This window comes from Nonomuraea sp. NPDC049646, assembly GCF_044465525.1.
Lineage (GTDB): Bacteria > Actinomycetota > Actinomycetes > Streptosporangiales > Streptosporangiaceae > Nonomuraea.
The window spans coordinates 40,859-64,190 of the sequence record NZ_JBITLU010000016.1 but is presented as its reverse complement, the minus strand read 5'-3'; the positions used below and the strand labels follow the sequence as shown (position 1 = coordinate 64,190).

General features: G+C 72.2%; 23 protein-coding genes and 1 tRNA gene. 4 read left to right on the top strand and 20 right to left on the bottom strand.

From position 1 onward, the window contains the following. Positions 1-11: 11 nt before the first annotated feature. The 10 genes from araB to ACIBQ8_RS38255 all read right to left on the bottom strand — a co-directional run bounded on the left by araB (position 12) and on the right by ACIBQ8_RS38255 (position 12,661). A complete protein-coding gene (gene araB / locus ACIBQ8_RS38300) occupies positions 12-1,631 on the bottom strand; it encodes a ribulokinase (protein ID WP_397194573.1) in 1,620 nt (539 codons plus the stop codon). A 53-nt stretch (positions 1,632-1,684) separates the two neighbouring features. Continuing rightward, positions 1,685-2,668: a LacI family DNA-binding transcriptional regulator gene (locus tag ACIBQ8_RS38295; RefSeq protein ID WP_397178187.1), complete on the bottom strand. Its 984-nt coding sequence runs from the start codon at positions 2,666-2,668 to the stop codon at positions 1,685-1,687. 71 nt (positions 2,669-2,739) lie between these two features. Further along, positions 2,740-3,999, bottom strand: coding sequence for a multiple monosaccharide ABC transporter permease (gene mmsB / locus ACIBQ8_RS38290; RefSeq protein ID WP_397178135.1), 1,260 nt, complete (start codon positions 3,997-3,999; stop codon positions 2,740-2,742). 5 nt (positions 4,000-4,004) lie between these two features. Next, on the bottom strand, positions 4,005-5,534 hold the full coding sequence (gene mmsA, locus ACIBQ8_RS38285; RefSeq protein WP_352326443.1) for a multiple monosaccharide ABC transporter ATP-binding protein: 1,530 nt from the start codon (positions 5,532-5,534) through the stop codon (positions 4,005-4,007). A gap of 61 nt (positions 5,535-5,595) precedes the next feature. Continuing rightward, on the bottom strand, positions 5,596-6,714 hold the full coding sequence (gene chvE / locus ACIBQ8_RS38280; RefSeq protein ID WP_352326442.1) for a multiple monosaccharide ABC transporter substrate-binding protein: 1,119 nt from the start codon (positions 6,712-6,714) through the stop codon (positions 5,596-5,598). Positions 6,715-6,921: 207 nt separating this feature from the next. After that, positions 6,922-7,905 (bottom strand): galactofuranose ABC transporter, permease protein YjfF, encoded by a 984-nt coding sequence (yjfF, locus tag ACIBQ8_RS38275; protein ID WP_397194491.1) that lies wholly within the window; start codon positions 7,903-7,905, stop codon positions 6,922-6,924. Continuing rightward, the gene (locus ACIBQ8_RS38270) at positions 7,902-8,915 is read right to left on the bottom strand and encodes an ABC transporter permease (protein WP_397194490.1); all 1,014 of its coding nucleotides are present in this window, start codon (positions 8,913-8,915) and stop codon (positions 7,902-7,904) included. The genes yjfF and ACIBQ8_RS38270 overlap by 4 nt, the downstream gene beginning before the upstream one ends. Further along, a complete protein-coding gene (locus ACIBQ8_RS38265; protein WP_397178137.1) occupies positions 8,915-10,423 on the bottom strand; it encodes a sugar ABC transporter ATP-binding protein in 1,509 nt (502 codons plus the stop codon). Before ACIBQ8_RS38265 ends, ACIBQ8_RS38270 begins: the two co-directional genes overlap by 1 nt. A 52-nt stretch (positions 10,424-10,475) precedes the next feature. Continuing rightward, the gene (locus tag ACIBQ8_RS38260) at positions 10,476-11,462 is read right to left on the bottom strand and encodes an ABC transporter substrate-binding protein (protein ID WP_397194489.1); all 987 of its coding nucleotides are present in this window, start codon (positions 11,460-11,462) and stop codon (positions 10,476-10,478) included. Between the two features lie 449 nt (positions 11,463-11,911). Beyond that, positions 11,912-12,661: a metallophosphoesterase gene (locus tag ACIBQ8_RS38255; protein ID WP_397194488.1), complete on the bottom strand. Its 750-nt coding sequence runs from the start codon at positions 12,659-12,661 to the stop codon at positions 11,912-11,914. A 71-nt stretch (positions 12,662-12,732) separates the two neighbouring features. On the opposite strand from ACIBQ8_RS38255, the gene ACIBQ8_RS38250 reads away from it, so the two are divergent. From ACIBQ8_RS38250 to ACIBQ8_RS38240, 3 genes are all read left to right on the top strand, one after another. Next, positions 12,733-14,211 carry a PLP-dependent aminotransferase family protein gene (locus ACIBQ8_RS38250; protein ID WP_397194487.1) on the top strand — a complete coding sequence of 493 codons (1,479 nt, stop codon included), beginning with the start codon at positions 12,733-12,735 and terminating at the stop codon, positions 14,209-14,211. A gap of 36 nt (positions 14,212-14,247) precedes the next feature. Beyond that, positions 14,248-14,433 carry a DUF4236 domain-containing protein gene (locus ACIBQ8_RS38245; protein ID WP_352326433.1) on the top strand — a complete coding sequence of 62 codons (186 nt, stop codon included), beginning with the start codon at positions 14,248-14,250 and terminating at the stop codon, positions 14,431-14,433. Between the two features lie 88 nt (positions 14,434-14,521). After that, complete coding sequence (locus ACIBQ8_RS38240) at positions 14,522-15,988, top strand: pyridoxal-dependent decarboxylase (RefSeq protein WP_397194486.1); 1,467 nt, start codon at positions 14,522-14,524, stop codon at positions 15,986-15,988. On the opposite strand, the gene ACIBQ8_RS38235 is transcribed toward ACIBQ8_RS38240, so the two are convergent. The 8 genes from ACIBQ8_RS38235 to ACIBQ8_RS38200 form a co-directional block, all read right to left on the bottom strand. Beyond that, positions 15,985-16,431 carry a MarR family winged helix-turn-helix transcriptional regulator gene (locus tag ACIBQ8_RS38235; protein ID WP_397194485.1) on the bottom strand — a complete coding sequence of 149 codons (447 nt, stop codon included), beginning with the start codon at positions 16,429-16,431 and terminating at the stop codon, positions 15,985-15,987. The two genes, ACIBQ8_RS38240 and ACIBQ8_RS38235, sit on opposite strands and share 4 nt — an antisense overlap. Before the next feature lie 68 nt (positions 16,432-16,499). Further along, positions 16,500-17,141 carry a response regulator gene (locus ACIBQ8_RS38230; protein ID WP_397178143.1) on the bottom strand — a complete coding sequence of 214 codons (642 nt, stop codon included), beginning with the start codon at positions 17,139-17,141 and terminating at the stop codon, positions 16,500-16,502. Further along, on the bottom strand, positions 17,138-18,256 hold the full coding sequence (locus ACIBQ8_RS38225; RefSeq protein ID WP_397178144.1) for a sensor histidine kinase: 1,119 nt from the start codon (positions 18,254-18,256) through the stop codon (positions 17,138-17,140). The genes ACIBQ8_RS38230 and ACIBQ8_RS38225 overlap by 4 nt, the downstream gene beginning before the upstream one ends. Then, positions 18,253-19,050, bottom strand: coding sequence for a hypothetical protein (locus ACIBQ8_RS38220; protein WP_397178145.1), 798 nt, complete (start codon positions 19,048-19,050; stop codon positions 18,253-18,255). The genes ACIBQ8_RS38225 and ACIBQ8_RS38220 overlap by 4 nt, the downstream gene beginning before the upstream one ends. Before the next feature lie 137 nt (positions 19,051-19,187). After that, positions 19,188-19,260 (bottom strand) — tRNA-Ala (locus ACIBQ8_RS38215). Positions 19,261-19,416: 156 nt separating this feature from the next. Then, positions 19,417-19,947 (bottom strand): Clp protease N-terminal domain-containing protein, encoded by a 531-nt coding sequence (locus ACIBQ8_RS38210; protein ID WP_397194484.1) that lies wholly within the window; start codon positions 19,945-19,947, stop codon positions 19,417-19,419. Positions 19,948-19,950: 3 nt separating this feature from the next. Further along, on the bottom strand, positions 19,951-20,166 hold the full coding sequence (locus ACIBQ8_RS38205) for a hypothetical protein (protein WP_357984745.1): 216 nt from the start codon (positions 20,164-20,166) through the stop codon (positions 19,951-19,953). Between the two features lie 4 nt (positions 20,167-20,170). Beyond that, positions 20,171-20,533: a MarR family winged helix-turn-helix transcriptional regulator gene (locus tag ACIBQ8_RS38200; protein WP_397178147.1), complete on the bottom strand. Its 363-nt coding sequence runs from the start codon at positions 20,531-20,533 to the stop codon at positions 20,171-20,173. Between the two features lie 11 nt (positions 20,534-20,544). Here ACIBQ8_RS38200 and ACIBQ8_RS38195 point away from each other — a divergent pair, with 11 nt between their 5' ends. Beyond that, complete coding sequence (locus ACIBQ8_RS38195; protein WP_397194572.1) at positions 20,545-21,267, top strand: dienelactone hydrolase family protein; 723 nt, start codon at positions 20,545-20,547, stop codon at positions 21,265-21,267. On the opposite strand, the gene ACIBQ8_RS38190 is transcribed toward ACIBQ8_RS38195, so the two are convergent. Together ACIBQ8_RS38190 and ACIBQ8_RS38185 are read right to left on the bottom strand one after the other, a co-directional pair. Then, on the bottom strand, positions 21,264-22,085 hold the full coding sequence (locus tag ACIBQ8_RS38190; RefSeq protein WP_397194483.1) for a metal-dependent hydrolase: 822 nt from the start codon (positions 22,083-22,085) through the stop codon (positions 21,264-21,266). The genes ACIBQ8_RS38195 and ACIBQ8_RS38190 overlap by 4 nt on opposite strands. Continuing rightward, positions 22,082-23,248 carry a CynX/NimT family MFS transporter gene (locus ACIBQ8_RS38185; RefSeq protein ID WP_397194482.1) on the bottom strand — a complete coding sequence of 389 codons (1,167 nt, stop codon included), beginning with the start codon at positions 23,246-23,248 and terminating at the stop codon, positions 22,082-22,084. The genes ACIBQ8_RS38190 and ACIBQ8_RS38185 overlap by 4 nt, the downstream gene beginning before the upstream one ends. Positions 23,249-23,332 lie beyond the last annotated feature (84 nt).

The following is a 23,332-nucleotide window of genomic DNA, read 5'->3' as shown; positions in this document are numbered from 1 at the left end:
TGCCTCGTGGTTCACTTGGCGGCCTCGTTCCTGATCGCGCGGAGGGTGTGCAGCATGCGCCCGTCCCCGAAGTGGTCGTGCAGGTCGCGGTACTGGGCGTACAGGCGGTCGTAGGCGTCGGCGCGGGCCTCGTCCGGCACGTACGCCGCCCGCGTGCGCTTGCCCATCGCCGCGGCGGCCTCCTCGATGCCCGGGTAGGCCCCGGCGGCGACCGCCGCGTGCACGGCCGAGCCGAGCGCGGGGCCCTGGTCGGAGCCGATGACCGACAGCGGGCGGCGCAGCACGTCGGCGTAGACCTGCATGAGGAAGCGGTTCTTCAGCAGCCCGCCGGCGACCACGAACTCCTCGACCGGCACGCCGGACTTCTCGAACGTCTCGACGATCATGCGGGCGCCGTACGCGGTGGACTCGATGAGCGCGCGGTAGACGTCCTCGGGCCTGGTGGCGAGCGTCTGGCCGACGATCACGCCGGACAGGTCGTGGTCCACGAGCACCGAGCGGTTGCCGCCGAACCAGTCGAGCGCGACCAGCCCGTGCGCGCCGACGGCCTGGCGCTCGGCCAGCTCGGTCAGGCGCTCGTGGCCGTCGGTGCCGAAGGAGTCGACGTACCAGGCGAAGATGTCGCCGACGGCGGACTGGCCGGCCTCGTAGCCCCACAGGCCGGGCACGATGCCGTCCCGGACGACGCCGCACATCCCCGCCACCTCGGCCAGCCGGTCGCTGGGCATGATGTGGCAGGTGGAGGTGCCCATGATGGCCACCATCTGGCCGGGGCGCACGGCGTCGGCGGCGGCGGCGGTGACGTGGGCGTCCACGTTGCCGACGGCCACGGCGATGCCCTCGGGCAGGCCCGTCCATCCGGCCGCCCGCGCGGTCAGGACGCCGGCCAGGCCGCCGAGCGGGGCCAGGGTGGTGCCGTTGACGTCGTCGCCGACCACGCCGGTGGCCAGTTTGCCGGTGAAGCCGGCGAAGCCGGGGTTCAGGGCGGCGAGGAAGTCCTCGGAGGGGTAGCCGCCGTCCTGGAAGACGCCCTTGTAGCCGGCGGTGCAGATGTTGCGGCTCTCGACGCCGGACAGCTGCCAGACGATCCAGTCGGCCGCCTCGATCCAGCGCTCGGCCCTGGCGTACACCTCGGGGGCCTCCTCCAGGACCTGGAGGGCCTTGGCGAACTCCCACTCGGAGGAGATCTTGCCGCCGTAGCGCGGCAGCCAGCTCTCGCCCCGGCGCGCGGCCAGCTCGTTGATGCGGTCGGCGTGCGGCTGGGCGGCGTGGTGCTTCCACAGCTTCGGCCAGGCGTGCGGCTGCTCGGGTGTCTGGAAGCACAGGGGGGTGCCGTCGGCCGTGGCCGGCAGCACGGTGCAGGCGGTGAAGTCGGTGCCGATGCCGATCACGTCCTCGGGGGCGACCCCGGCGGCGGCCAGGGCCGCGGGCACGGCCACGCGCAGCACGTCCAGCCAGTCCTGCGGCGACTGCAGCGCCCAGTCGGGGCCGAGCCGCACGCCGGTGCCGGGGAGCGCGTGCTCGATGACGCGCTCGGCGTACTCGTGGACGGCGCTGCCCAGCTCCGCGCCGTCGGACACGCGGACGACGACCGCGCGCCCCGACAGCGTGCCGAAGTCCACTCCGACCACGAACTTGTTAGCGTTCACATTACACTCCAGAGAGTTGTCTGTTCGCCTGCCGGCTACCGGGCCGGCGCGGTGCTGGACCTGACGACGAAGCTGGGACGCACCACCATGCGCTCGTACGCCGCCGGCCCGGCGTCGATCTGCCGCAGCAGCACCTCGATGCAGTGGCGGCCCACCACGTCGAAGTCCTGCCGGACCGTGGTGAGCGGCGGGGAGAAGAACTCGGACTCGGGGATGTCGTCGAAGCCCACGACGCTGATCCGCCCGGGGACGGGCACCCCGGCCTCGCTGAGCGCGCGCAGCACGCCCAGCGCCATCTGGTCGTTGGCGGCGAACACCGCGGTGACCCCGTCCATCCCGGCCAGGCGCCGGCCGGCCGCGTACCCGGCGCGCGGGCTCCAGTCGCCGGGCAGCGGCTCGGGCACCGGGCGGCCGGCCGCCTCCAGCGTCGAGCGCCAGCCCTCGACGCGCCCCTCGGTCTCCAGCCAGTCGGAGGGCCCCGCCACGTGCCAGACGGTCTCGTGGCCCAGGTCGAGCAGGTGCCGGGTGGCGAGCCTGGCGCCCTCGACCTGGTCGATGCAGACCGCGGAGACGTCGGCGCCGTGCGCGCCCTCGACCACGACCGCGGGCACCCCGGCCGGCAGGCTCTCCAGGGCGGAGGCGGCCGAGCGCTGCGGCGCGACCACCACCACCCCGTCCACGCTCTGCTCGGCCAGGTAGTCGAGGGCGTCGCGGACGCTGGCCGCGTCGATCGACTTCAGGCTCACGATGCTGACGAAGTACCCCGCGGTCCTGGCCGCCTGCTCGATGCCGTAGACCATGCTGGCCGGGCCGTACAGGGTGGTGTCGAAGCTCACCACCCCGAGGGTGCGCGACCGCTTGGTGACCAGCGCGCGGGCGACCAGGTTGCGCCGGTAGCCCAGCCGGACGATCGCCTCCTCCACCCGGGCGCGGGTGTCGGCCCGGACGTTCGGGTGGTCGTTGAGCACCCGTGAGACGGTCTGGTGCGACACGCCGGCCTCCTTGGCCACGTCGGCCATGACCGGCGGACGCGGCCTGGGGCTCGGTACCACGGGTTCTCCTTTCGCGGGTCTTGCCGGGCCTGCGGCGGTCAGCGGGAGGCGCCGGCGCGCCGCTTGGTCCACACGTCGAACGCGACGGCGGCCAGCAGCACGGCGCCCTTGACGAGCATCACGCGCTCGCTGGGCGAGCCGATGAGCGACATGCCGTTGTTGATCACAGCCATGATCAGACCGCCGGTGATCGCGCCGACGACCTTGCCCACGCCGCCCTGGACGGCCGCGCCGCCGATGAAGGCGGCCGCGATGGCGTCCAGCTCGAAGCTGTTGCCCGCGGTCGGGCCCGCCTGGTTGAGCCGGCCGGCGAAGATGATGCCGGCGATGGAGGCCAGCACGCCCATGTTGACGAAGATCCAGAAGACCACCGACTTGACCTTGACGCCGGACATGACCGCCGCCTGGAGGTTGCCGCCGATGGCGTAGATCTGCCGGCCGAAGACCGTCCGGTTGGCCATCAGCGAGTACGCCAGCACCAGCGCGGCCAGCAGCACCAGCACCCACGGCAGGTTCTTGAAGCGGGCGAGCTGCACGACCAGGAACAGGATCAGCGCGGCGCCGGCCGCCATCTTCAGCGCGAACACGGCCATCGGCTCGACCGACTGGCCGTAGCCCCGGCGGGCGTTGCGGGTGCGCCACTGCGCGGCGACCATGCCGCCGATCGCGACCAGGCCGATGAGCAGGCTGAACAGGTCGGCGCCGCCCAGCGGGCCGAGGCCCACGTTGCCGAGGTAGCCGTCGGTGAAGCCGTTGGCCAGCGTACGGACCTGGTCGGGGAACGGGCCGATGCCCTGGTTGCCGAGCACGGTCATGGTGAGCGCGCGGAACAGCAGCATGCCGGCCAGCGTGACGATGAAGGCCGGGATGCCGAAGTAGGCGATCCAGTACCCCTGCCAGGCCCCGATCAGCGCGCCGGCGGCGACCGTGATCAGCAGGGCCAGCGGCCAGGGCAGGCCCATGTTCACCATGAGCACGGCGGCCAGCGCCCCGGTGACCGCCACCACCGAGCCGACCGACAGGTCGATGTGCCCGGCGATGATGACCAGGATCATCCCGATCGCCAGGATCAGGACGTAGGAGTTCTGGACGATGATGTTGGAGATGTTCTGCGGCTGGAGCAACGCGCCGTCGGTGAGCACCGAGAACAGCACGATGATCAGCGCGAAGGCGATGTAGATGCCGCTCGAACGCAGGTTCAGCGACAGGCCGCCGAGCGACACCCGGCCGGGCCGCCGCGGCGCCTCCCCGTCGCCTCCCGCGCCGACCTGCACGTCGGCGGGCGTGATGCTGCTCATCGGAGCTACTCCTGTCCCTTGGTCATGAGATGCATGAGGCTTTCCTGGGTGGCCTCCCGGCGGGGGACCTCGCCGGTGACGCGACCTTCGGAGAGCGTGTAGATGCGGTCGCACAGGCCGAGCAGCTCAGGCAACTCACTGGAGATCACCAGCACGGCCTTGCCCTGGTCGGCGAGGCGGTTGATGATCGTGTAAATCTCGTACTTGGCGCCGACGTCGATGCCGCGGGTGGGCTCGTCGAGGATGAGCACGTCAGGCTGCGTCAGGATCCACTTGGAGAGCACGACCTTCTGCTGGTTGCCGCCGCTCAGCTTGCCGACGACGCTGTTGACGCTGGGCGCCTTGATGTTCATGCTCCGGTGGAACTCCTCGGCGACCTTGTACTCCTCGTTCTCGTTCACCCAGCCGCGCCTGGCCAGGCCCTTGAGGCCGGCCGCGCTGATGTTGCGCTTGATGTCCTCGATGAGGTTGAGGCCGTACCGCTTGCGGTCCTCGGTGGCGTAGGCCAGGCCGTGGCGGATCGCGTCCTGCACGTTGCGGATCTCGATCGGCTTGCCGTCCTTGAAGACCTTGCCGGAGATGTGCACGCCGTACGTGCGGCCGAACAGGCTCATCGCCAGCTCGGTGCGCCCGGCGCCCATCAGGCCGGCCAGCCCGACGATCTCGCCCCTGCGCAGGGTGAGGGAGGCGCCGTCCACGACCTTGCGGCCGGGCTGGCTCGGGCTGTGGACCGTCCAGTCCTCGATCCGCAGGACCTCCTCGCCGATCGTCGACTCGTGCGGCGGGAAGCGGTTGTCCAGCGCGCGGCCGACCATGCCGGAGATGATCCGGTCCTCGGTGACGTGGTCGGTGGCCATGTCCAGGGTCTCGATCGTGCGGCCGTCGCGGATGATCGTGACGGAGTCGGCGATCGCGGTCACCTCGTTGAGCTTGTGCGAGATGATCACGCAGGTGATGCCCTCGTCCCGCAGGCCGCGCAGCAGGTCGAGCAGGTGGGCCGAGTCGTCGTCGTTGAGCGCGGCGGTCGGCTCGTCGAGGATGAGCAGCTTCACCTCCTTCGACAGCGCCTTGGCGATCTCGACGAGCTGCTGCTTGCCGACGCCGAGGTCGGAGACCGTGGTGGTGGGGTTCTCCTGGAGGCCGACGCGGCGCATCAGCTCGGCGGCCTCGTAGTTGGTGCGGTTCCAGTCGATGAAGCCGCGCCTGGCGCGCTCGTTGCCGAGGAAGATGTTCTCCGCGATCGACAGCTGCGGGCTGAGCGCCAGCTCCTGGTGGATGATGACGATCCCGGCGTGCTCGCTGTCGCGGATGCCGGCGAACTCGCAGCGCGCGCCCTCGAAGGTGATCTCGCCCTCGTAGTCGCCGTGCGGGTAGACCCCGGACAGCACCTTCATCAGCGTCGACTTGCCGGCGCCGTTCTCGCCGCAGATGGCGTGGATCTCGCCGCGCCGGACGGCCAGGTTGACGTCCTGCAGCGCCTTGACACCGGGGAACGTCTTGGTGATCCCGCTCATCCGCAAGATGTGCTCGGTCATATGCCCCTCGCTCAGGTGTGGGAAGTGCCCCCGGGGGACCGCCGTCCCCCGGGGCGGGCCCTTACTTGAGCTGGTCCTCGGTGTAGTAGTTGCCGCCGACGATGATCTCTTTGTAGTTGCTCTTGTCCACGATCACCGGGTCGAGCAGGTAGGAGGGGACGACCTTGTTGCCGTTGTCGTAGTCCTTGGTGTTGTTCACCTCGGGCTTGCCGCCCTTGAGGACCGCGTCGGCCATCTTCACCGTCTGCTCGGCGAGCTTGCGGGTGTCCTTGAAGATGGTGGAGTACTGCTCGCCGGCGATGATCGACTTGACCGAGGCGAGCTCGGCGTCCTGGCCGGTCACGACGGGGTAGGGCTGGCCGCTGGTGCCGTAGCCGGAGCTCTTGAGCGCCGACAGGATGCCGATGGACAGGCCGTCGTACGGGGACAGCACGCCGTCCACCTTGGTGCCGCCGGTGTAGGTCTTGGTGAGGATGTCCTCCATGCGCTTCTGGGCCGTGGCCGGGTCCCAGCGCAGGATGGCGGCGGTCTTGAAGTCCTTCTGGCCGCTCTTGACCAGCAGGGTGCCGTCGTCGATCTTCGGCTGGAGCACCGACATGGCGCCGTTCCAGAAGAACGTGGCGTTGTTGTCGTCGGGCGAGCCGCCGAACAGCTCGACGTTGAACGGGCCCTTCTTGCCGTCGTCCACGCCGAGGCCCTTGAGCAGCGAGGTCGCCTGCTGCACGCCGACCTTGAAGTTGTCGAAGGTGGCGTAGTAGTCGACGTTGGGGCTGTTGCGGATCAGGCGGTCGTAGGAGATGACCGGAATCTTGGCGTCGGCGGCCTGCTGGAGCTGCGAGGTGATCGCGGTGCCGTCGATCGAGGCGATGATCAGGAGCTTGGCGCCCTTGGTGATCTGGTTCTCGATCTGGTTGGCCTGCGTCGGGATGTCGTTCTCCGCGTACTGGAGGTCGACCTTGTAGCCCAGCTGTTCGAGCTGCTGCTTGACGTTGTCGCCGTCGTGGATCCACCGCTCGGACGACTTGGTGGGCATCGTGACGCCGATCAGGGCGCCCGCGCCGCCGGCGGCGGCCGACGTGGAGGCGTCGGCGTCGACCGTCTTCTGGCTGGAGCCGCAGGCCGTCATGGTCGCGGCGAGCGCGATGGCGGACACCACGCCCCCGATACGTCCCAACCTCATGTGGCACTCCTTGCAATGGGGGTTGCGGCAGCGGATGTGAGCGTTAACTGCCGATCATGCGGAGGACTCAGTCACAGAACGTGCCGAATCAGAACAAAGTTCTCGCTTCGTTCCCGCCGATTGTTATCGCTAACAAAGACGATGTCAACGGTTGAGGATAACCTGACGGAAACCTTTAGGTAACTTTCACGGCAGACTCCTTGCAGGTCAGCGCCTTGGGCGTGCGCTGAAGACCCGTTGCAGCACGATGAAGACGAAGAGCAGCAGGCCGATGAAGATCTTGGTCCACCAGGAGCTGAGCGTGCCCTCGAAGCTGATGATCGTCTGGATCAGGCCGAGCACCAGCACGCCGAGCACCGTGCCCAGCAGGAAGCCGCTGCCGCCCGTGAGCAGCGTGCCGCCGATCACCACGGCGGCGATGGCGTCCAGCTCCATGCCCACGGCGTGCAGGCCGTAGCCCGAGAGCATGTAGAACGACAGCAGCACGCCACCGAGCGCCGAGCAGAAGCCGCTCACCGTGTAGACCGTGATCTTCGTCCGGCCCACCGGCAGGCCCATGAGCAGCGCCGACTGCTCGCTGCCGCCCGTCGCGTACACCGCCCGGCCGAGCCGGGTGTAGTGCAGCACGTACGCCGCCGCCAGCACGACCGCCACCGCGATGAGCACGCTCGGCGAGATCCACAGATCGGCGAACAGGTCGATCCTGGTCTGCGCGAACGCCGTGAACGTCGGGTCCTCGATCGGGATCGAGTCCGTGCCGATCGTGTAGCACAGCCCCCGGGCCAGGAACATCCCGGCCAGCGTCACGATGAACGGCTGGATGTCGAAGGCGTGCACGATGTACCCCATCACCAGCCCGAGCCCGGACCCGACGGCCAGCACCAGCGGCACCACCACGTACGGCGGCCACCCCGGCCCCGACATCAGCGACGCCGAGATCATCGTGGACAGCGCCACCACCGACCCCACCGACAGGTCGATGCCCCCGGCCAGGATCACGAACGTCATCCCCACCGCCACCACCAGCAGGAACGCGTTGTCGATGAAGACGTTGAGCACCACCTGCCCGCTGGCGAACCCCTCGTACCGCACGCCGCCCACGACGAACATCGCCACGAACAGGCACGCCGTCACCAGCACGGGCAGGTGGCGGGCCGGCAACGCGACCCGGCCCACGGTTATGGTCGTCACAGGGTCACCCGCACTTTCTCCTCGGGGGCCGGGCTGGGCGGCGCGCTGCCGGCGCGCCGGCGCAGCGCCTTGGCGCGGAACGACGGCGACTGCACGAGGCAGACCGCGGTCACGACCAGCGCCTTGAACAGCAGGGTCGTCTCGGGCGGCACGCCGATGGAGTAGATCGTCGTGGTGAGCGTCTGGATGACGAGCGCGCCGGCCACGGTCCCGCCCAGCGAGAACCGGCCGCCCGACAGCGAGGTGCCGCCGATCACCACGGCCAGGATCGCGTCCAGCTCGATCCACAGGCCGGCGTTGTTGCCGTCGGCGCTGGAGACGTTCGAGCTGATCAGGATCCCGGCGATGCCCGCGCACAGGGCGGCGAAGGCGTAGACCATGATGACGATCCCGCGCGACCTGATGCCCGCGAGCCTGCTGGCCTCGGCGTTCCCGCCGACCGACTCGATCAGCAGGCCCAGCGCCAGCCGCCGGGTCAGGAACGCGGTGACCGCCAGCACGACCGGCACCAGCAGCACCCCGAACGGCACCGCCAGCAGATACCCGCCGCCGATCAGCTTGTACGACGGGCTGTTGACCGTGATGATCTGCCCGTCGGTGATGAGCTGGGCCAGGCCGCGCCCGGCCACCATGAGGATCAGCGTGGCGATGATCGGCTGGATGCCCGCCTGCGCGACCAGGAACCCGTTCCAGGCGCCGAGCAGCAGGCACAACCCGAGCGCGAGCGCGACGGCGGCGAGCACGCCGGCGTCCTCGCTGATCCGCAGGCAGGCCAGCGCGCCCGAGATGGCCACCACCGAGCCCACCGACAGGTCGATGCCGCCGGTCGCGATGACCAGCGTCATGCCCAGCGAGACCAGGATCAGCGGCGCGCCGAAGCGCAGGATGTCGATCAGGCTCCCGTACAGGTGCCCGTCCCTGACCTGGACGGACAGGAAGCTGGGGGTGAAGAACACGTTCAGGGCCAGCAGCAGCGCGAGCACCGCCACGGGCCACAACAGCCGCCGCATCAGGGCCGCCCTCCGCTCGCGATCGTCTCCATCAGCACGTCCGTGGTGAGGGCTTCGTCGTTGGGCAGCTCGGCCACCAGCCGCCGGTCGCGCAGCACCTCGACCTTGTGGCTGAGCCGCAGCACCTCCTCCAGCTCGGCGGAGATGAACAGCACCGCCATGCCGCCGTCGGACAGCTCGGCGACCAGGCGCTGGATCTCGGTCTTGGCCCCGACGTCGATGCCGCGGGTGGGCTCGTCGAGGATGAGCAGCCGGGGCTCCAGGATGAGCCAGCGCGCCAGCAGCACCTTCTGCTGGTTGCCGCCGCTCAGGTTCCGCACCAGGTGCTCGGGGTTGGGCGGGCTGATCCGCAGCGCCTTGACGTACCGGGCGACCAGCTCGTCCTGCTGCTCGCGCGGCACCGGCCTGGTCCAGCCCCGGGTGGCCTGGAGGGCCAGGATGATGTTCTCGCGCACGGTGAGGTCGGGGATCAGGCCGTCCTCCTTGCGGTTCTCCGAGCAGAAGGCGATCTTGTGGTTCATCGCCGCACGGGGCGTGCGCAGCGCGGCGGGCGCGCCGCCGACGGACAGCTCGCCGCCGCTCGCGTGGTCGGCGCCGAACAGCAGCCGCGCGACCTCGGTACGCCCCGAGCCGAGCAGCCCGGCCAGCCCCACGACCTCGCCCTCGTGGATGGTGAGCGAGAACGGCTCGACGGCCCCGGCCCGGCCCAGCCCGCGCGCCTCGACCAGCGGGCGGTCGAAGACCCTGGCCTCGCCGTGCAGGCGTTCGAGCGCGGCCAGCTCCTGGCCGATCATCTTGGCGACCAGGTCGAGCTGGGGCAGCTCGCGGGTCAGGTACTCGCCGACGAGCCGTCCGTTGCGCAGGATCGTCATGCGGTCCGAAATCTCGTAGATCTGGTCGAGAAAGTGGGAGACGAAGAGGATGGCGATGCCCTCCTCCTTGAGCCGCCGCATCACCCGGAAGAGCTGCCGCACCTCGTCGGCGTCCAGGCTGGAGGTGGGCTCGTCCAGGATCAGCACCCGGGCCTCGATGTCGACCGCCCGCGCGATGGCCACCATCTGCTGCACCGCCGGCGAGTACGCCGACAGCGGCGCCGAGACGTCGATGCTCAGGTCCAGCCCGCTCAGCAGCTCGCCGGCCCTGGCCCGCACGCGTTTCCAGTCGATGCGCCCGAACCTGCGCGGCTCGCGGCCGATGAAGATGTTCTCGGCCACCGACAGGTTCGTGCAGAGGTTGATCTCCTGGTAGACCGTGCTGATGCCGCCCCGCTGCGCCTCGGCCGGGCCGGCGAAGGCGACGGGCCGCCCGCCGAGCTCGATCGTGCCCGAGTCGGCGGGATGCACGCCGGTGAGCACCTTGATCAGGGTGGACTTGCCGGCGCCGTTCTCGCCCATGAGCGCGTGCACCTCGCCGGGCAGCAGCCGCAGGTCCACGCCGTCCAGGGCCTTGACCCCGGGAAACTGTTTGCCGATCCCGTTCATCGTCAGGACCGGCACGGGTGCGGCCATGCGCCTCCCCTTCCGCCTGAAGGGGCCGGGCCACCGGGCCCGGCCCGCCCGATCAGTACTGACGGCTGGACAGGACCTGCTTGGCCTGCTCCTGCGTGAACGTGGTCTCCTCGGTCACCACGCGGGCCGGCACCTGCTCGCCCTTGACGACCTTCTTGGCCAGGTCCATGAGCTGCGGGCCGAGCAGCGGCGAGCACTCGACGATGTAGTTGATCTTCCCGTCGGCCAGGGCCTGCATGCCGTCCTTGACCGCGTCGACCGTGATGATCTTGATGTCCTTGCCGGGCACCTTGCCCGCGCCCTCGATGGCCTCGATCGCGCCCAGGCCCATGTCGTCGTTGTGGGCGTAGAGCACGTCGATGTCCGGGTTGGACTTCAGGAAGGCCTCCATGACCTCCTTGCCCTTGGCCCTGGTGAAGTCGCCGGTCTGCGAGGCGATGACCTTGAACTTGGGGTCGGCGCCGATGACCTGGGCGAACCCGGCCTTGCGGTCGTTGGCGGGGGCCGAGCCGGTGGTGCCCTGGAGCTCGACGATGTTCACCGGGTCCTTGGCATCCTTGTACTCCTGCACCAGCCACTGACCGGCCTTCTTGCCCTCCTCGACGAAGTCGGAGCCGAGGAAGGTCTTGTACAGGGAGGTGTCCTTGGAGTCGACGGCGCGGTCGGTCAGGATGACCGGGATCTTCGCGTCCTTGGCCTCCTTGAGCACCGTGTCCCAGCCGGACTCCACCACCGGCGAGAAGGCGATGACGTCCACCTTCTGCTGGATGTAGGAGCGGATGGCCTTGATCTGGTTCTCCTGCTTCTGCTGGGCGTCGGAGAACTTGAGCGTCACGCCCGCGTTCTTGGCCGAGTCCTGCACGGACTTGGTGTTCGCGGTGCGCCAGCCGCTCTCCGCGCCGACCTGGGCGAAGCCCATGGTGATCGAGCCGTCGCCGCTGCCGCCGCTGCCGCCGCTGCCGCCACTGCCTCCGCCGCAGCTCGCCACCGACATCGCGGTGAGCCCGGCGAGCACCAACGCCGAGATCCTCTTGAACACGTGGGGGGTTCCCTTCTCATGTGAGCGCTAACAACCGAAGTCGGCTGCCGGCGCCTTCCTGCCTCGGGGGCCTGCGCGGTCCCGTCGGGCCGTGCCGTCTCGCGTACCGGCGACCGCGGGGTGCCAGGAGGCGGGCCGCCACCTCGCCTCCCCGGCCGCGACCGAGGGGAGACGGCCCCGGACCGATCCCGCGACCGCTCCTTTCCTGGCTTGGCCACGACTGTGAACGTTAACAAGCCCATCCGTCAAGGGCCCTCCGCATCACGGTCACGTCACGCCGGACACCCCTTGACTCCAGGGGCATTACCTCCCTAACGTGACGCCGATCACCTTTGTTAGCGGTCGCTTCGACTGGTAGCGCTAACAGTCCGCTGATCCGAGGAGCACCCCCATGAAACGAGCCGTCCCGGCGCCGGGAAGCCCGCGGCCTCCCGGCCCGCCGTCCGCCCTCAGACCGGCACGACGCGGTGGTGGGTGGTGATCCGGCCGTCGTCGTCCAGCACGTGGAAGACGAGCCCCGGCGGGAGTTCGTAGTCGGCGCAGCCGGCCAGCGTGGTCGCGCCCTCCCAGGGCAGCCGCAGCGTGGAGACCACGCCGGGGGCGGTGAGCAGCGGGCGTCCGGCGAAGGCGGTGGCCGCCGCGGTGTGGGCGTGGCCGACCAGCACGGCCGTCACGTGCGGATGCCCGGCCAGCAGGCCGGCGAGGCGGTCCGGGGTCTGGAGCATGATCGTGTCGACCGGTGAGTGCAGCGTCACGGGCGGGTGGTGGAAGGCCACGAACACCGGCAGGCCGCCTTCCGCGCCGAGCACGCCGTCGAGCCAGGCCAGCGTCTCGTCGTCCAGGTGGCCCTCGGGCCGGCCCGGGATGGAGGAGTCGCACAGCACGTAGACCGCCCCGCCGGTGCGGTGGACCCGGTTGACCGGCCCGGACGCGGCCGGCTCGCCCAGCAGCACCCGCCGGAACTCCTCCCGGACGTCGTGGTTGCCGGGGCACACGAGGACCGGGTGGCGGGAGGTCAGCAGCTTGCGCGCCTGCTCGTACTCCTCGGGCAGACCGTGGTCGGCGATGTCTCCGGTGACGAGCACCGCGTCGAGGTCGTACGGGAGAGCGTCCAGATAGCGCATGACGGCGTCGGCGCGCTCGACGGACCGGTCCGAGCCGCCGACGTGGATGTCGCTGAGATGGGCGATCACGAGCATGGGCAGAACTTCCTTTCGAGGTACGCCCTCGACGGTAGCCGCCCACCGGCCCACCCGTAAGATCCGGTTTTGTGCCGAAATATTGGGCCAGTTCCGGAGTGGACCTGCATCTGGAGCTCGATCCCGCACCCGGACGGCGGCGGGCCGTCGAGGACGCCCTGCGCGCCGCCGTCCGCGACGGACGGCTGCCGCCCGGCACCCGCCTGCCCTCGACCAGGGCGCTCGCGGCCGGGCTCGGCCTCGCACGCGGCACGGTGAGCGCCGCCTACGACCAGCTCGCCGAGGAGGGCTACCTCACCACCCGCCCGGGTTCGGGCACCGAGGTCGCCGACGCCCTCCCGCCCGCCCCCGCGCCGATCGGCTCCCCTGCCGCCGCCGGACCGCCGCGGCCGATCCGCTCCCCTTCCGCCGCCGGACCGCAGCCGGTGCACGATCTTCGGCCCGGCCAGCCGGACGTGTCGGCCTTCCCCGCGCGGGCCTGGGTGCGGGCCACCCGCCACGTGCTCGCCGCGGCCCCCGCCGACGTCTTCGGCCCCTGCGACCCCCGGGGCCGGATCGAACTGCGCACCGCGCTGGCCGGCTACCTCGGCAGGACCCGCGGCGTGCGCACCACCCCCGACCGGATCGTCGTCACCACGGGCTTCGTCCAGTCGCTCAACCTGCTGGCGGAGGTGCTGGGCGGGGGCCCGTTCGCCATGGAGGACCCGGGGCACGACTTCTACCGCGAGGTCCTGCGCCGCGCCGGCCGCGCGATCGTCCCCCTCCCGGTGGACGAGCAGGGCGCCCGTACCGGCGACCTCACGTCCGGGGTGGCCGCCGCCGTGCTGACCCCGGCGCACCAGTACCCGACCGGCGTGCCCCTGGCCCCGGCGCGCCGCCGCCTGCTGCGCGCGTGGGGCGGCCCGGTCATCGAGGACGACTACGACGGCGAGTTCCGCTACGACCGCCGTCCCGTGGGCGCCCTCCAGGGCACGGCCCCCGACCAGGTCGTCTACTGCGGCACCACGTCCGAGTCGCTCTCCCCTGCGCTGCGCCTGGGCTGGATGGCGCTGCCGCCCGCCCTGGTGGGCCCGGTCGCCGAGGCCAAGCTGCACGCCGACGCCCACACCGGGGTGCTGGGCCAGCTCGTCCTGGCCCGGCTGATCGACGTCCACGACTACGACCGGCACGTCCGCGCCGCGCGCCTGCGCTACCGCCGCCGCCGCGAGCTGCTGCTGGCGCGGCTCGGCCCCGGACCGGCCGCCCCGCTGCCCGGCGCGCGCCTGCCCGGCGTGGCCGCCGGGCTGCGCGCCCTGCTGCTGCTCCCGCCGTCCGGGCCGGCCGAGTCCGCCGTGCTCGCGGCCTGCGAACGGCGCGGCATCGCCCTGCGCGGCCTGAGCCCGCTGCGCCAGACCCCCGGCCCCGGCGGCCTGCTGATCGGGTACGCCGCCCCCTCCGAACGCGCCTTCCCCGCCGCTCTCGACGCCCTCGCCGACGCCCTGACCTGGGCAACCGCCGAGAGAAACGCGATCAACGCCGAAAACCCCGATAATTCCGGCGTTCCCGGGTAGTTGACGGGCTCTCACCGACCTCGACGGAGGAGTCCGATGAGCTGGAGCTACCGCAAGACGATCAAGCTGGGCCCGGTCCGGCTGAACCTGTCCCGCGGCGGCGTTGGACACAGCTGGGGCAACCGGCTGTTCAGGGTGACGCGTACCGCCGACGGCCGCCGTACGCTGTCGGTCAATCTGCCCGGCGGCTTCCACTGGCGCAAGACACTCAGCGGTCGCTGACCCCCCGACGGAACGACGGGCCGGAGGCGCGCGGCCTCCGGCCCGTTCCCGTCTTCCCGGGACGCCGCCCGGATGATGATCTGTAGGCATGAACGCCCACATGAGCCCGGAGGAGTTCCGCCGCCACGGCAGGCAGGTCGTCGACTGGATCGCGGACTACATGGCGGACATCGAGTCCCGTCCGGTGAGGTCACGGGCCGAGCCGGGGGACGTCCGCCGCGCGTTGCCCGCCGAGCCGCCCGAGCACGGCGAGCCGTTCGAGGCCGTCCTGGACGACCTGAACACCATCCTGCTGCCCGGCATCACCCACTGGCAGCACCCCGCCTTCTTCGCCTACTACCCCTCCAACGCCAGCGGCCCCGCCATCCTCGGCGACCTGCTCTCCAGCGGCCTCGGCGTGCAGGGCATGTTGTGGGTCACCAGCCCCGCGTGCACCGAGCTGGAGACCGTGGTGGTGGACTGGCTGGCCAGCCTGCTCGGCCTGCCCGCGCACTTCAGGACCGACGCGCGCGGCGGCGGCGTGATCCAGGACTCGGCGTCGAGCGCCTGCCTGGTCGCGCTGCTGGCCGCCCTGCACCGGGCGAGCGGCGGCCGGTCCACGCGGACGGGCGTCGCCGAGCGGTACACGATCTACGTCTCGTCGCAGACGCACTCCTCGCTGGAGAAGGCCGCCCGCGTCGCGGGCCTCGGCTCCGACGGCGTACGGGTGGTGGACGTGGACCCCCGTACGCTGGCCATGGACCCGGGACGGCTGCGCGAGCTGATCGCGGCCGACAAGGCCGCCGGCGCGGTTCCGGCGATGGTCTGCGCCACCGTCGGCACCACCTCCTCGGCCGCCGTCGACCCGGTGCCGGAGATCGGCGAGGTGTGCCGCGAGCACGACGTGTGGCTGCACGTGGACGCCGCCTACGCCGGGGTCGCCGCCGTCTGCCCCGAGTTCCGCGGGCTCAACGACGGCGTGGCGGAGTACGCCGACACCTACTCCACCAACCCGCACAAATGGCTGCTGACCAACTTCGACTGCACCGTCCTGTGGACGGCCGACCGCGCCCCCTTGCTCGGCGCGCTGTCGATCCTGCCGGAGTACTTGCGCAACGCCGCGACCACGGCCGGCTCGGTGGTCGACTACCGCGACTGGCAGATCCCGCTGGGCCGCCGGTTCAGAGCGCTGAAACTGTGGTCGGTGATCCGCTGGTACGGCGCCGAGGGCCTGCGCGCCCACATCCGCAAGGGCGTCTCCCTGGCCCAGCACCTGGCCGCCCTGATCGCCGCCGACCCCGCCTTCGAGCTGCACGAGCCGCACCCGCTCGGCCTGGTCTGCTTCCGGCCCCGCTGGCCCGGCCTGCCGCCCGCCGACGCCGACGCCGCCACGCTGCGCCTGATGGAGACCCTCAACGCGGGCGGCTCCCTCTACCTGACGCACACCGGGATCGGCGGCCGGACCGTGCTCCGCATGGCCGTCGGCGGCCCGGCGACCGAACTCCGTCACGTCGAGCGGGCCTGGGCCGACATCCGCCAGGGACACGCCGCCCTGGCGGATGCCCGCGCCGGCTAGAGCGGCAGCCCCGCCTGGGCGGCCAGCGTGCCGAGGACCCTGGCGAGCACGGCCCGGTCCCGCGGTCCGAGCCCGCCGGTGAGCTCGGCGTCGAGCTCCAGCGTCACCTCCAGGCACCGGCCGAGCAGCGCGCGCCCCTCGCCGGTGAGGTCGAGGAGCTGACGCCGCCGGTCGCCGGGGTCGCGCACCCGGGAGATCGCGCCGAGCCGTTCGAGGTGGTCGGCCAGCGTCACCACCAGGCTCGGCGCGACGCCCATGGTCCTGGCCACGTCGAGCTGCGAGGCCGCGCCGCGCGCCTCCAGCAGGGTCATCAGGCCGACGTGCTTGGGCTTGAGGTCGAGCGGGACGAGCGCGGCCGTGAACCGCTCGGTCACGATCGCCCCGAGCGTCCCGATCCTGAAGGCCATCGTGCCCGCCACCGACACCGGCTTGACTTCGTCCACGCGCACGATGGTACCGACGTCATTCAGAGCATGAACGATTCGAGCTGACCGTGGCGGCGCGCGGCCGTTCAGGGGCGGCGGTGCAGGCCGTGCTCGTAGGCCCAGATGACCGCCTGGACCCGGTCGCGCAGCCCGAGCTTGGCCAGGATGCGGCCGACGTGGGTCTTGACGGTGCCCTCCGACAGGAACAGCGCGCCCGCGATCTCGGCGTTCGTCTCGCCCCGGGCGATGTGCCGCAGCACCTCCCGCTCCCGTTCGGTCAGCGGGTCGGGCCCGGCGTCCGGCAGGTGCGGCGCGACGTGGTCGAGCAGGCGGCGGGTGGTCGAGGGGGCGATCACCGCGTCCCCCCGGTGGACGGTCCGCACCGCGGCCAGCAGCTCCTCGGCGGGGGCGTCCTTGAGCAGGAACCCCGACGCGCCGGCCCGCAGCGCGGCGAAGGCGTACTCGTCCAGGTCGAAGGTGGTCAGGACGATCACCTTGGGCGCGCCGGGGGCCGCCAGCAGCCGCCGGGTGGCCTCGACGCCGTCCATGCGCGGCATGCGGACGTCCATGAGCACCACGTCCGCCGTCACCGCGCGCAGCCCGGCCAGCGCCTCCACCCCGTCGCCGGCCTCCCCCACCACGCGCATGTCGTCCTGGGCGTCGATCACCATCACCGTGCCGGTACGCACCAGCCGCTGGTCGTCGACGACGTACACGCCGATGGTCATGCCGGGTACGGAAGGCGGGCCTCGACGACGAACCCGCCTTCCTCCTCCGTCCGGACGTCCAGGGTCCCGCCGAGCGCGGTCACCCGCTCCCGCATGCCCGCCAGCCCGTTCCCCGGCCCGTCACCGCGCGTTCCGGCGGAGGCGGCGCCGCCCGCGTCGCCGGCGGTGATGCGCAGGGCGTCGTCCGTCCACTCCAGCCGGAGGGTGCTGCGCGCGCCCGCGCCCGCGTGCTTGAGCGTGTTCGTCAGCGCCTCCTGCACCACGCGGTAGGCGACGAGATCGGCCCCCGGCCCGAGGGGACGCGGCGTGCCGCGCACGATCTCCTCGACGGGCAGCCCGGCCTCCCGGGTCCGCGCGACCAGGTCCGGCAGGCCGGTCAGTCCGGGCGGCGGCCCGTCCCCGGGCGTGGCGCGCAGCACGCCGACGGCGGCCCGCATGTCGGTGAGAGCCGCGCGTCCGGTCTCCTCGATCGCGGCCAGGATCTCGGCCGCCCGCGCGGGCGCGAACCGGCCGCCCCTGGCCTGGGCGACGATGACGGCCAGCGCGTGGGCGACCACGTCGTGCATCTCCCTGGCGATCCTGGCCCGTTCCTCGGCGGTGGCCCGCGCCGCGGCCTCGCGGGCCCGCTCCCGCAGCAGGTCGAGGTGGGCGAGCTGGGTCCGCCGGTACAGGCCGAGCCCCCACGCCGCGACCACCACCGCGGCCAGCAGCGCCAGCAGCAGCCACGGGTCCGGCCCGAGCCCGGCCGCCGCGACGCTGGAGTCGGTCGCGAACCGCGCCGCCGCCGCCCCCGCCCCCGCCAGGCCGACCACCAGCGGCGGGTGCCGCCGGGCGTGGGCGGCGCAGGAGTAGACCGCGAACGGGAACAGCGCCGACGACGGCAGCACGAGGAACAGCCCGGTCACCGCGGCCTGGACGGCGAACGCCGCGGCCACCACGAGGAACGCCCACGTCCGCCGCCGGTACGCCACGGCCGCGTGCGCCGCCAGGCAGGCCGCCGCCAGCAGCACCGCCCGCCCGCCGGGCGCCGACAGGACCGCCACCGTCAGCGAGAGCGGGACCAGCGTCACCCCGGCGACCAGGGCCAGGACCACGTCGGCGCGGCGGGGCGTCATCGTGCCGTCGCGCGCTGGTAGGAGAGGGTGGCTCCGGCGACCGCCAGCCCGAACAGCAGCCAGCTCCCGTACACGACCGCGACCGCCGCCACCGCGGCCGGGTCGGACAGCGGCACGGGCCCCTGGGTGAGACCGAGGAGCTGGGAGAACGTGCCGAGAACGGACATGGCTCCCATAGTGGTCAACATGGCGGCGCCCGTCCAACCGCCGGCCAGCACCAGCCGCCGCGGCAGCGACCGTCCCCACCGCTGCACGAGGGCCAGCGAGCCTGCCGCGCCGACGACCAGCATGATCGTCTCGCCGTACGGGAAGCCCTCGCCGTAGTCCGCGGGGCGCAGCAGGGCGCCGCCCGCCGACCAGTAGAGCTTGGCCAGCGGGTAGACGAACCCGAGGGCGAAGGCGGCGTACCCGAGCCAGGGCCCGGCGGGCACCCTGACGCGCGGCAGCAGCAGCGCGCCCAGCAGCGCGCAGCCGGCCAGGCTGAGCCCGCGCAGCGCCATCCCGGGCCAGTCGACCTGCGCGAACTCCCCAGCGGGGATCCCGGTGAGCGCGAAGAAGGCGCGGAAGACGTCGAGCACGAGCCCGCCCGCCGACCACAGCAGCAGCAGGACGGGCAGCAGCCCCGCCGGATGCGGCCGCACCACGAAGACCGCCCCCAGCCCGGCGGCCAGGACGGTCACCCAGTGCGGCGCGAACCCCATGGTGTACGGCAGCCCCGGAAGCGGCGCCAGCGCCAGCGCCACGACGAGCGCGAGGACGGAAAGCGCCGAGATCTGCAGTCGTTGAAGTCGCATGCCCCGACGATCGCGGCTCCGGCCCGCCGCCCGCGTCTCCCCCATGTCCGGACAAGAGGTGACCTGAGAGGTATTGACACGGCCCGGCGCAGGCACGAAAAAAGGTGGCGCCCTCACGGACGCCACCTTCTCTGCTGTGGAGCTATGGGGATTCGAACCCCAGACCTCCTCCATGCCATGGAGGCGCGCTACCAACTGCGCCATAGCCCCTTGCGATCACCAAAAGTGTATCGGACTTCCGGACCCCTCGCGTCACGCCGGACCCCGCCTCCGGCGGACCGGAGGAACCCTCCGGCCCGCGCCGGAAGGCCGCGCCGGAAGGCCGCGCCGGAAGACCGCGCCGGAAGACCGCCGGAAGGCGAGGCGTCAGGCGGCGCGGCGGGACGGGATGCCCGCCTCCCTGACCAGCGCGGCCACGTCGACCCCGGCCTCGCGCAGCAGGCGGCCGGCGCCGTTCGCGCCGTCGGCGAGCAGGCCCCACAGCAGCCGTTCGCCGGTGACGGGCCCCGGCTTCCACATCGCCACCTCGATCACCTTCCTGGCGTGCATGGCCAGCGGGATCGTGCCCAGCGGCCCGTCGAGGGTCACGCGCAGCGGGCGCAGCCGGGACCGGCGCAGCACCCACTGGCCGGGCGCGTCCGCGCCGGCCCTGGTGCGGCGGTGGACCTCGTCGAGGTCGATGCCGAGGGTGGCCAGCAGCGCCCGCGCGTCGCCCAGGTCGACGCGGGCGCGCAGGGCGGCGCCGGAGGCGGTGAACGACGACAGCGCGAACGGCCGCACCTCGGCCACGCCCAGCAGCAGGAGGTCGGCGTCGAGCGTGGCGCGGTGGGCGTCGAGCGCGAGGATCCCGGCCCGGACCACCGCCCGGCGGGCGTCTTGCGTCAACCTGTCGAGCACCTGCTACCTCCCCGTTCTGCGGGCGTGCTTGCGATGGGCGGACTGCCGCCGGACCCCGAGCGCGCCGGCGATCTGCTCCCACGACCAACCGGCCGCGCGGGCGTTGCTGACGTGGACGGCCTCCAGCTCCTCCAGCAGGGCCCTGAGCGCGGCCACCGCCGCGAGGCCCGTTCCGGGGTCGCGGTCGGAGGCCGCGCCGGCCAGTTCGGTGACGTCCATGGTGTCAGCATGTGCTGACAGACGGCCGTTTGTCAACACATGCTGACGCCTCAGAGGCGTCCGGGGCCAGGTCGACCAGGACGGGCAGGGCGGCGGCGAGGCGTTCGCGCTCGTCGGGGGTGAGGGAGTCGACGGCCGCGGCCAGGCGTTCGGTGATCACCTGTTCCCGGCTGTCCAGCGCGGCGCGGCCGGAGCCGGTGATGGCGGTGATCACCCGCCGCCGGTCGGCCGGGTCGGGCTCGCGGGCCACCATGCCGCGCCGGTGGAGGCCGCCCAGGACGGTGCCGATCGCCTGGGCGGTGATCCGTTCCAGGTGCGCGAGCTGGGCCGAGGTGTGCGGCCCGTCCCGGTCGAGGCGGGAGAGCACGGCGAGCGCCGATCACCGGCACCCGCTCCGCCGAGCTCCGCCTGACCTCCGCCGACGGCGCGTCGTTCGCCGCCTACGAGTCCCGTCCCGACCGGGTGAGCGGGCCCGGCGTCGTGATCCTCCCCGACGTCCGCGGCCTGCACGGCTTCTACAAGCAGCTCGCCGTACGGCTGGCCGAGCAGGGCCATCCGGCGCTCGCCCTCGACTACTACGGCAGGACCGCCACCGACGACGACCGGGGCGAGTCGTTCCAGGTCATGGCCCACATCCCCAAGCTGACCAGGGAGAACATCCAGGCCGACATCCAGGCCGCGACCGAGCGCCTGGGACGTCCGGCGGTGGCGCTCGGCTTCTGCATGGGCGGCCGGAACGCGTTCTTCGCCTCGGCGCCCAGGTTCGGGTTCGCCGGCGTGATCGGGTTCTACGGCGCGCCGGGGATCGCCGGCCCGTACGGCCCCGGCCCCACCCAGCACGCCGCCGAGCTGGGCGCGCCGATCCTCGGCCTGTTCGGCGGGGCCGACGAGGGCATCCCGGCCGACCAGGTGGCGGAGTTCGGGGCCGCGCTGACCGGGGCCGGGGTGGAGCACGAGATCGTCGTCTACCCGGGCGCCCCGCACGGCTTCTTCGACGAGGCCCACGCCGAGCACGAGGCGATCTGCGCGGACGCGTGGCGGCGGGTGCTGGCCTTCCTGGCCGGCCTGAGCGCGGGCTCCCCGGCGGAAGGGGCCCGCTAGCCGCAGGTGGTGCGCATGGTGAGGGCGGCTTCCTCCAGGGTGAACGCGACCTCGACCGTGCCCAGCTCCGCCGTGTCGCGCACGTGCGTGCCGCCGCACGGGATCGACGCCTCGCCCTCGGGCAGCGAGCAGTGCCAGGTGCGCAACGCGGTCAGACCGGGCCCCGGCACGTCGAGCCGGACCGGCGCCCGGGCCGCCACCCAGGCCCCGAGCTGCTCGTTCACTTTCCGGGCCAGCTCGGTCAGGTCCAGGTCGTCGGCGGAGAAGCCCTTCTTGCGCAGCGACTTGCCCAGGCGGTACTCGTCGACGCTGCCGTGCGGCAGGATGCGCGAGGAGGTGATCGCCGTCTGGTCGAAGTCGGGGTGGCCGAGCCGGTCCTGCCGCACCTCCTTGCGCCACCTGCCCGCCAGCGCCGCGTTGAGCGCCAGGGCGGCCAGGTGGCAGGCGGTGTGGCCGGCCGAGAGCGCCGCCCGGTATCCGGCGTCCACCTCCAGGTCCACCTCGGCGCCGACGGGCAGCGGGGTGTCGGTGACGTGGACGACCAGCCACTCCCAGCCCTCTGCGCCCCGCCGGACCGGGATGGACTCGCCGACGAAGATCTCACCGTCGTTCGACTGGGCCCCTGTCACGCAGTCGAGGACCGGCAGCTCGCCGATCGTCCCCCGGTCTGCGGGCTGGTCGGGCCAGGTGTGGTCGAGGGGATGGAACGGCGTCTCGGCGGTGACGAGGCCGTGCCGGTCCCCCACCGGCACGGCCCCGACAATCGGGGAACGGCCGCTGACCCGGCCGTTGGGGAAGGTGACGACAGTGGATCTCACCTGGTCATTGTGGCAGGGCGGCGCTCGTCCTCCAGATAGCGGTCGCGGCCGGCGTACAGGCCGGTGAGGAGCTGGACGGCGATCACACCGAAGATCAGCACGTACGTCAGCGACCAGCCGCCGGTCATCTGGTAGATCATCCCGACCAGCAGCGGGCCGGCGCCGGCGATGAGATATCCGGCGCTCTGCCCGAAGGCCGACAGCGCGGCCGTGCTCTCCGGCGTACGGGTGCGCAGCCCCAGCATGACCAGCGCCAGCGGGAACGACCCCATGCCGATCGCCACGAACACCACCCAGACCATGGCGGTCGAGGCGGGCGCGAACCACAGCCCGAGGAAGCCGATCGTGTAGGCCACGACCAGCCCCACGACGACCGGCCGCTGGTCGCGGAAGCGCGCGGCGACCGTCGGCACGAGGATCGAGACCGGGATGTTCAGGGCGGTGAACACGCCGAGCATGAGCCCGGCCTGCGAGGAGGTGTATCCCCCGTCGGTCAGGATCGTGGCCAGCCACCCGAACATGATGTAGGCGATCATCGACTGGGTGCCGAAGTAGATCGCCACCATCCAGGCGAGCCTGCTCCTGAGCAGGGTCGAGATGCCCGCGTCCCGGCTGCCCGTGTCCCGCTCCGGCTCACTGCGCAGCAGCGCAAGCCACGGAATGGCGGCCACGGCGGCCAGGGCCGCCCACACGCCGAGCGCGATGTGCCAGTCCCCCGACGCGCGCTCGATCGGCACGGTCGCGGCGGCGGCCAGCATGGTGCCCGCCGCCAGGGCCGTGGTGTAGACGGTGGTCATGATCCCGGTACGCCCGGGGAAGTGGCGCTTGATCAGCGTCGGGATGAGCACGTTGCCGACGGCGCCGCCGGACAGCGCGACCGCGCTGCTCAGCAGGAACACCGGGGCCGACCCGACCAGCGACCTGACCAGCATGCCCGAGCCGAGGGTGACCAGCGCGAGCAGCAGCAGCCGGTGCTCGCCGATCCGCCGGGCCAGGGTCGGGGTGACCGCGCCGACGCCGGCGAAGGCCAGCACCGGCAGCGTGGTGAGCAGGCCGGTGCCGACGCTGCTCATGCCGAGCGCCCCGGCGAGCTGGTCGAGCAGCGGCCCGACGCTGGTGACGGCCGTGCGCAGGTTCAGCGCCGCCAGAACGATGCCCAGCACGAGAAGCCAGGCCAGGGGGGCGGTTCTGCCTGTTCTGCCACGGGCCTCTTGGGCGAGCACGCTCATGCTGGTCAGGTCCTCCAC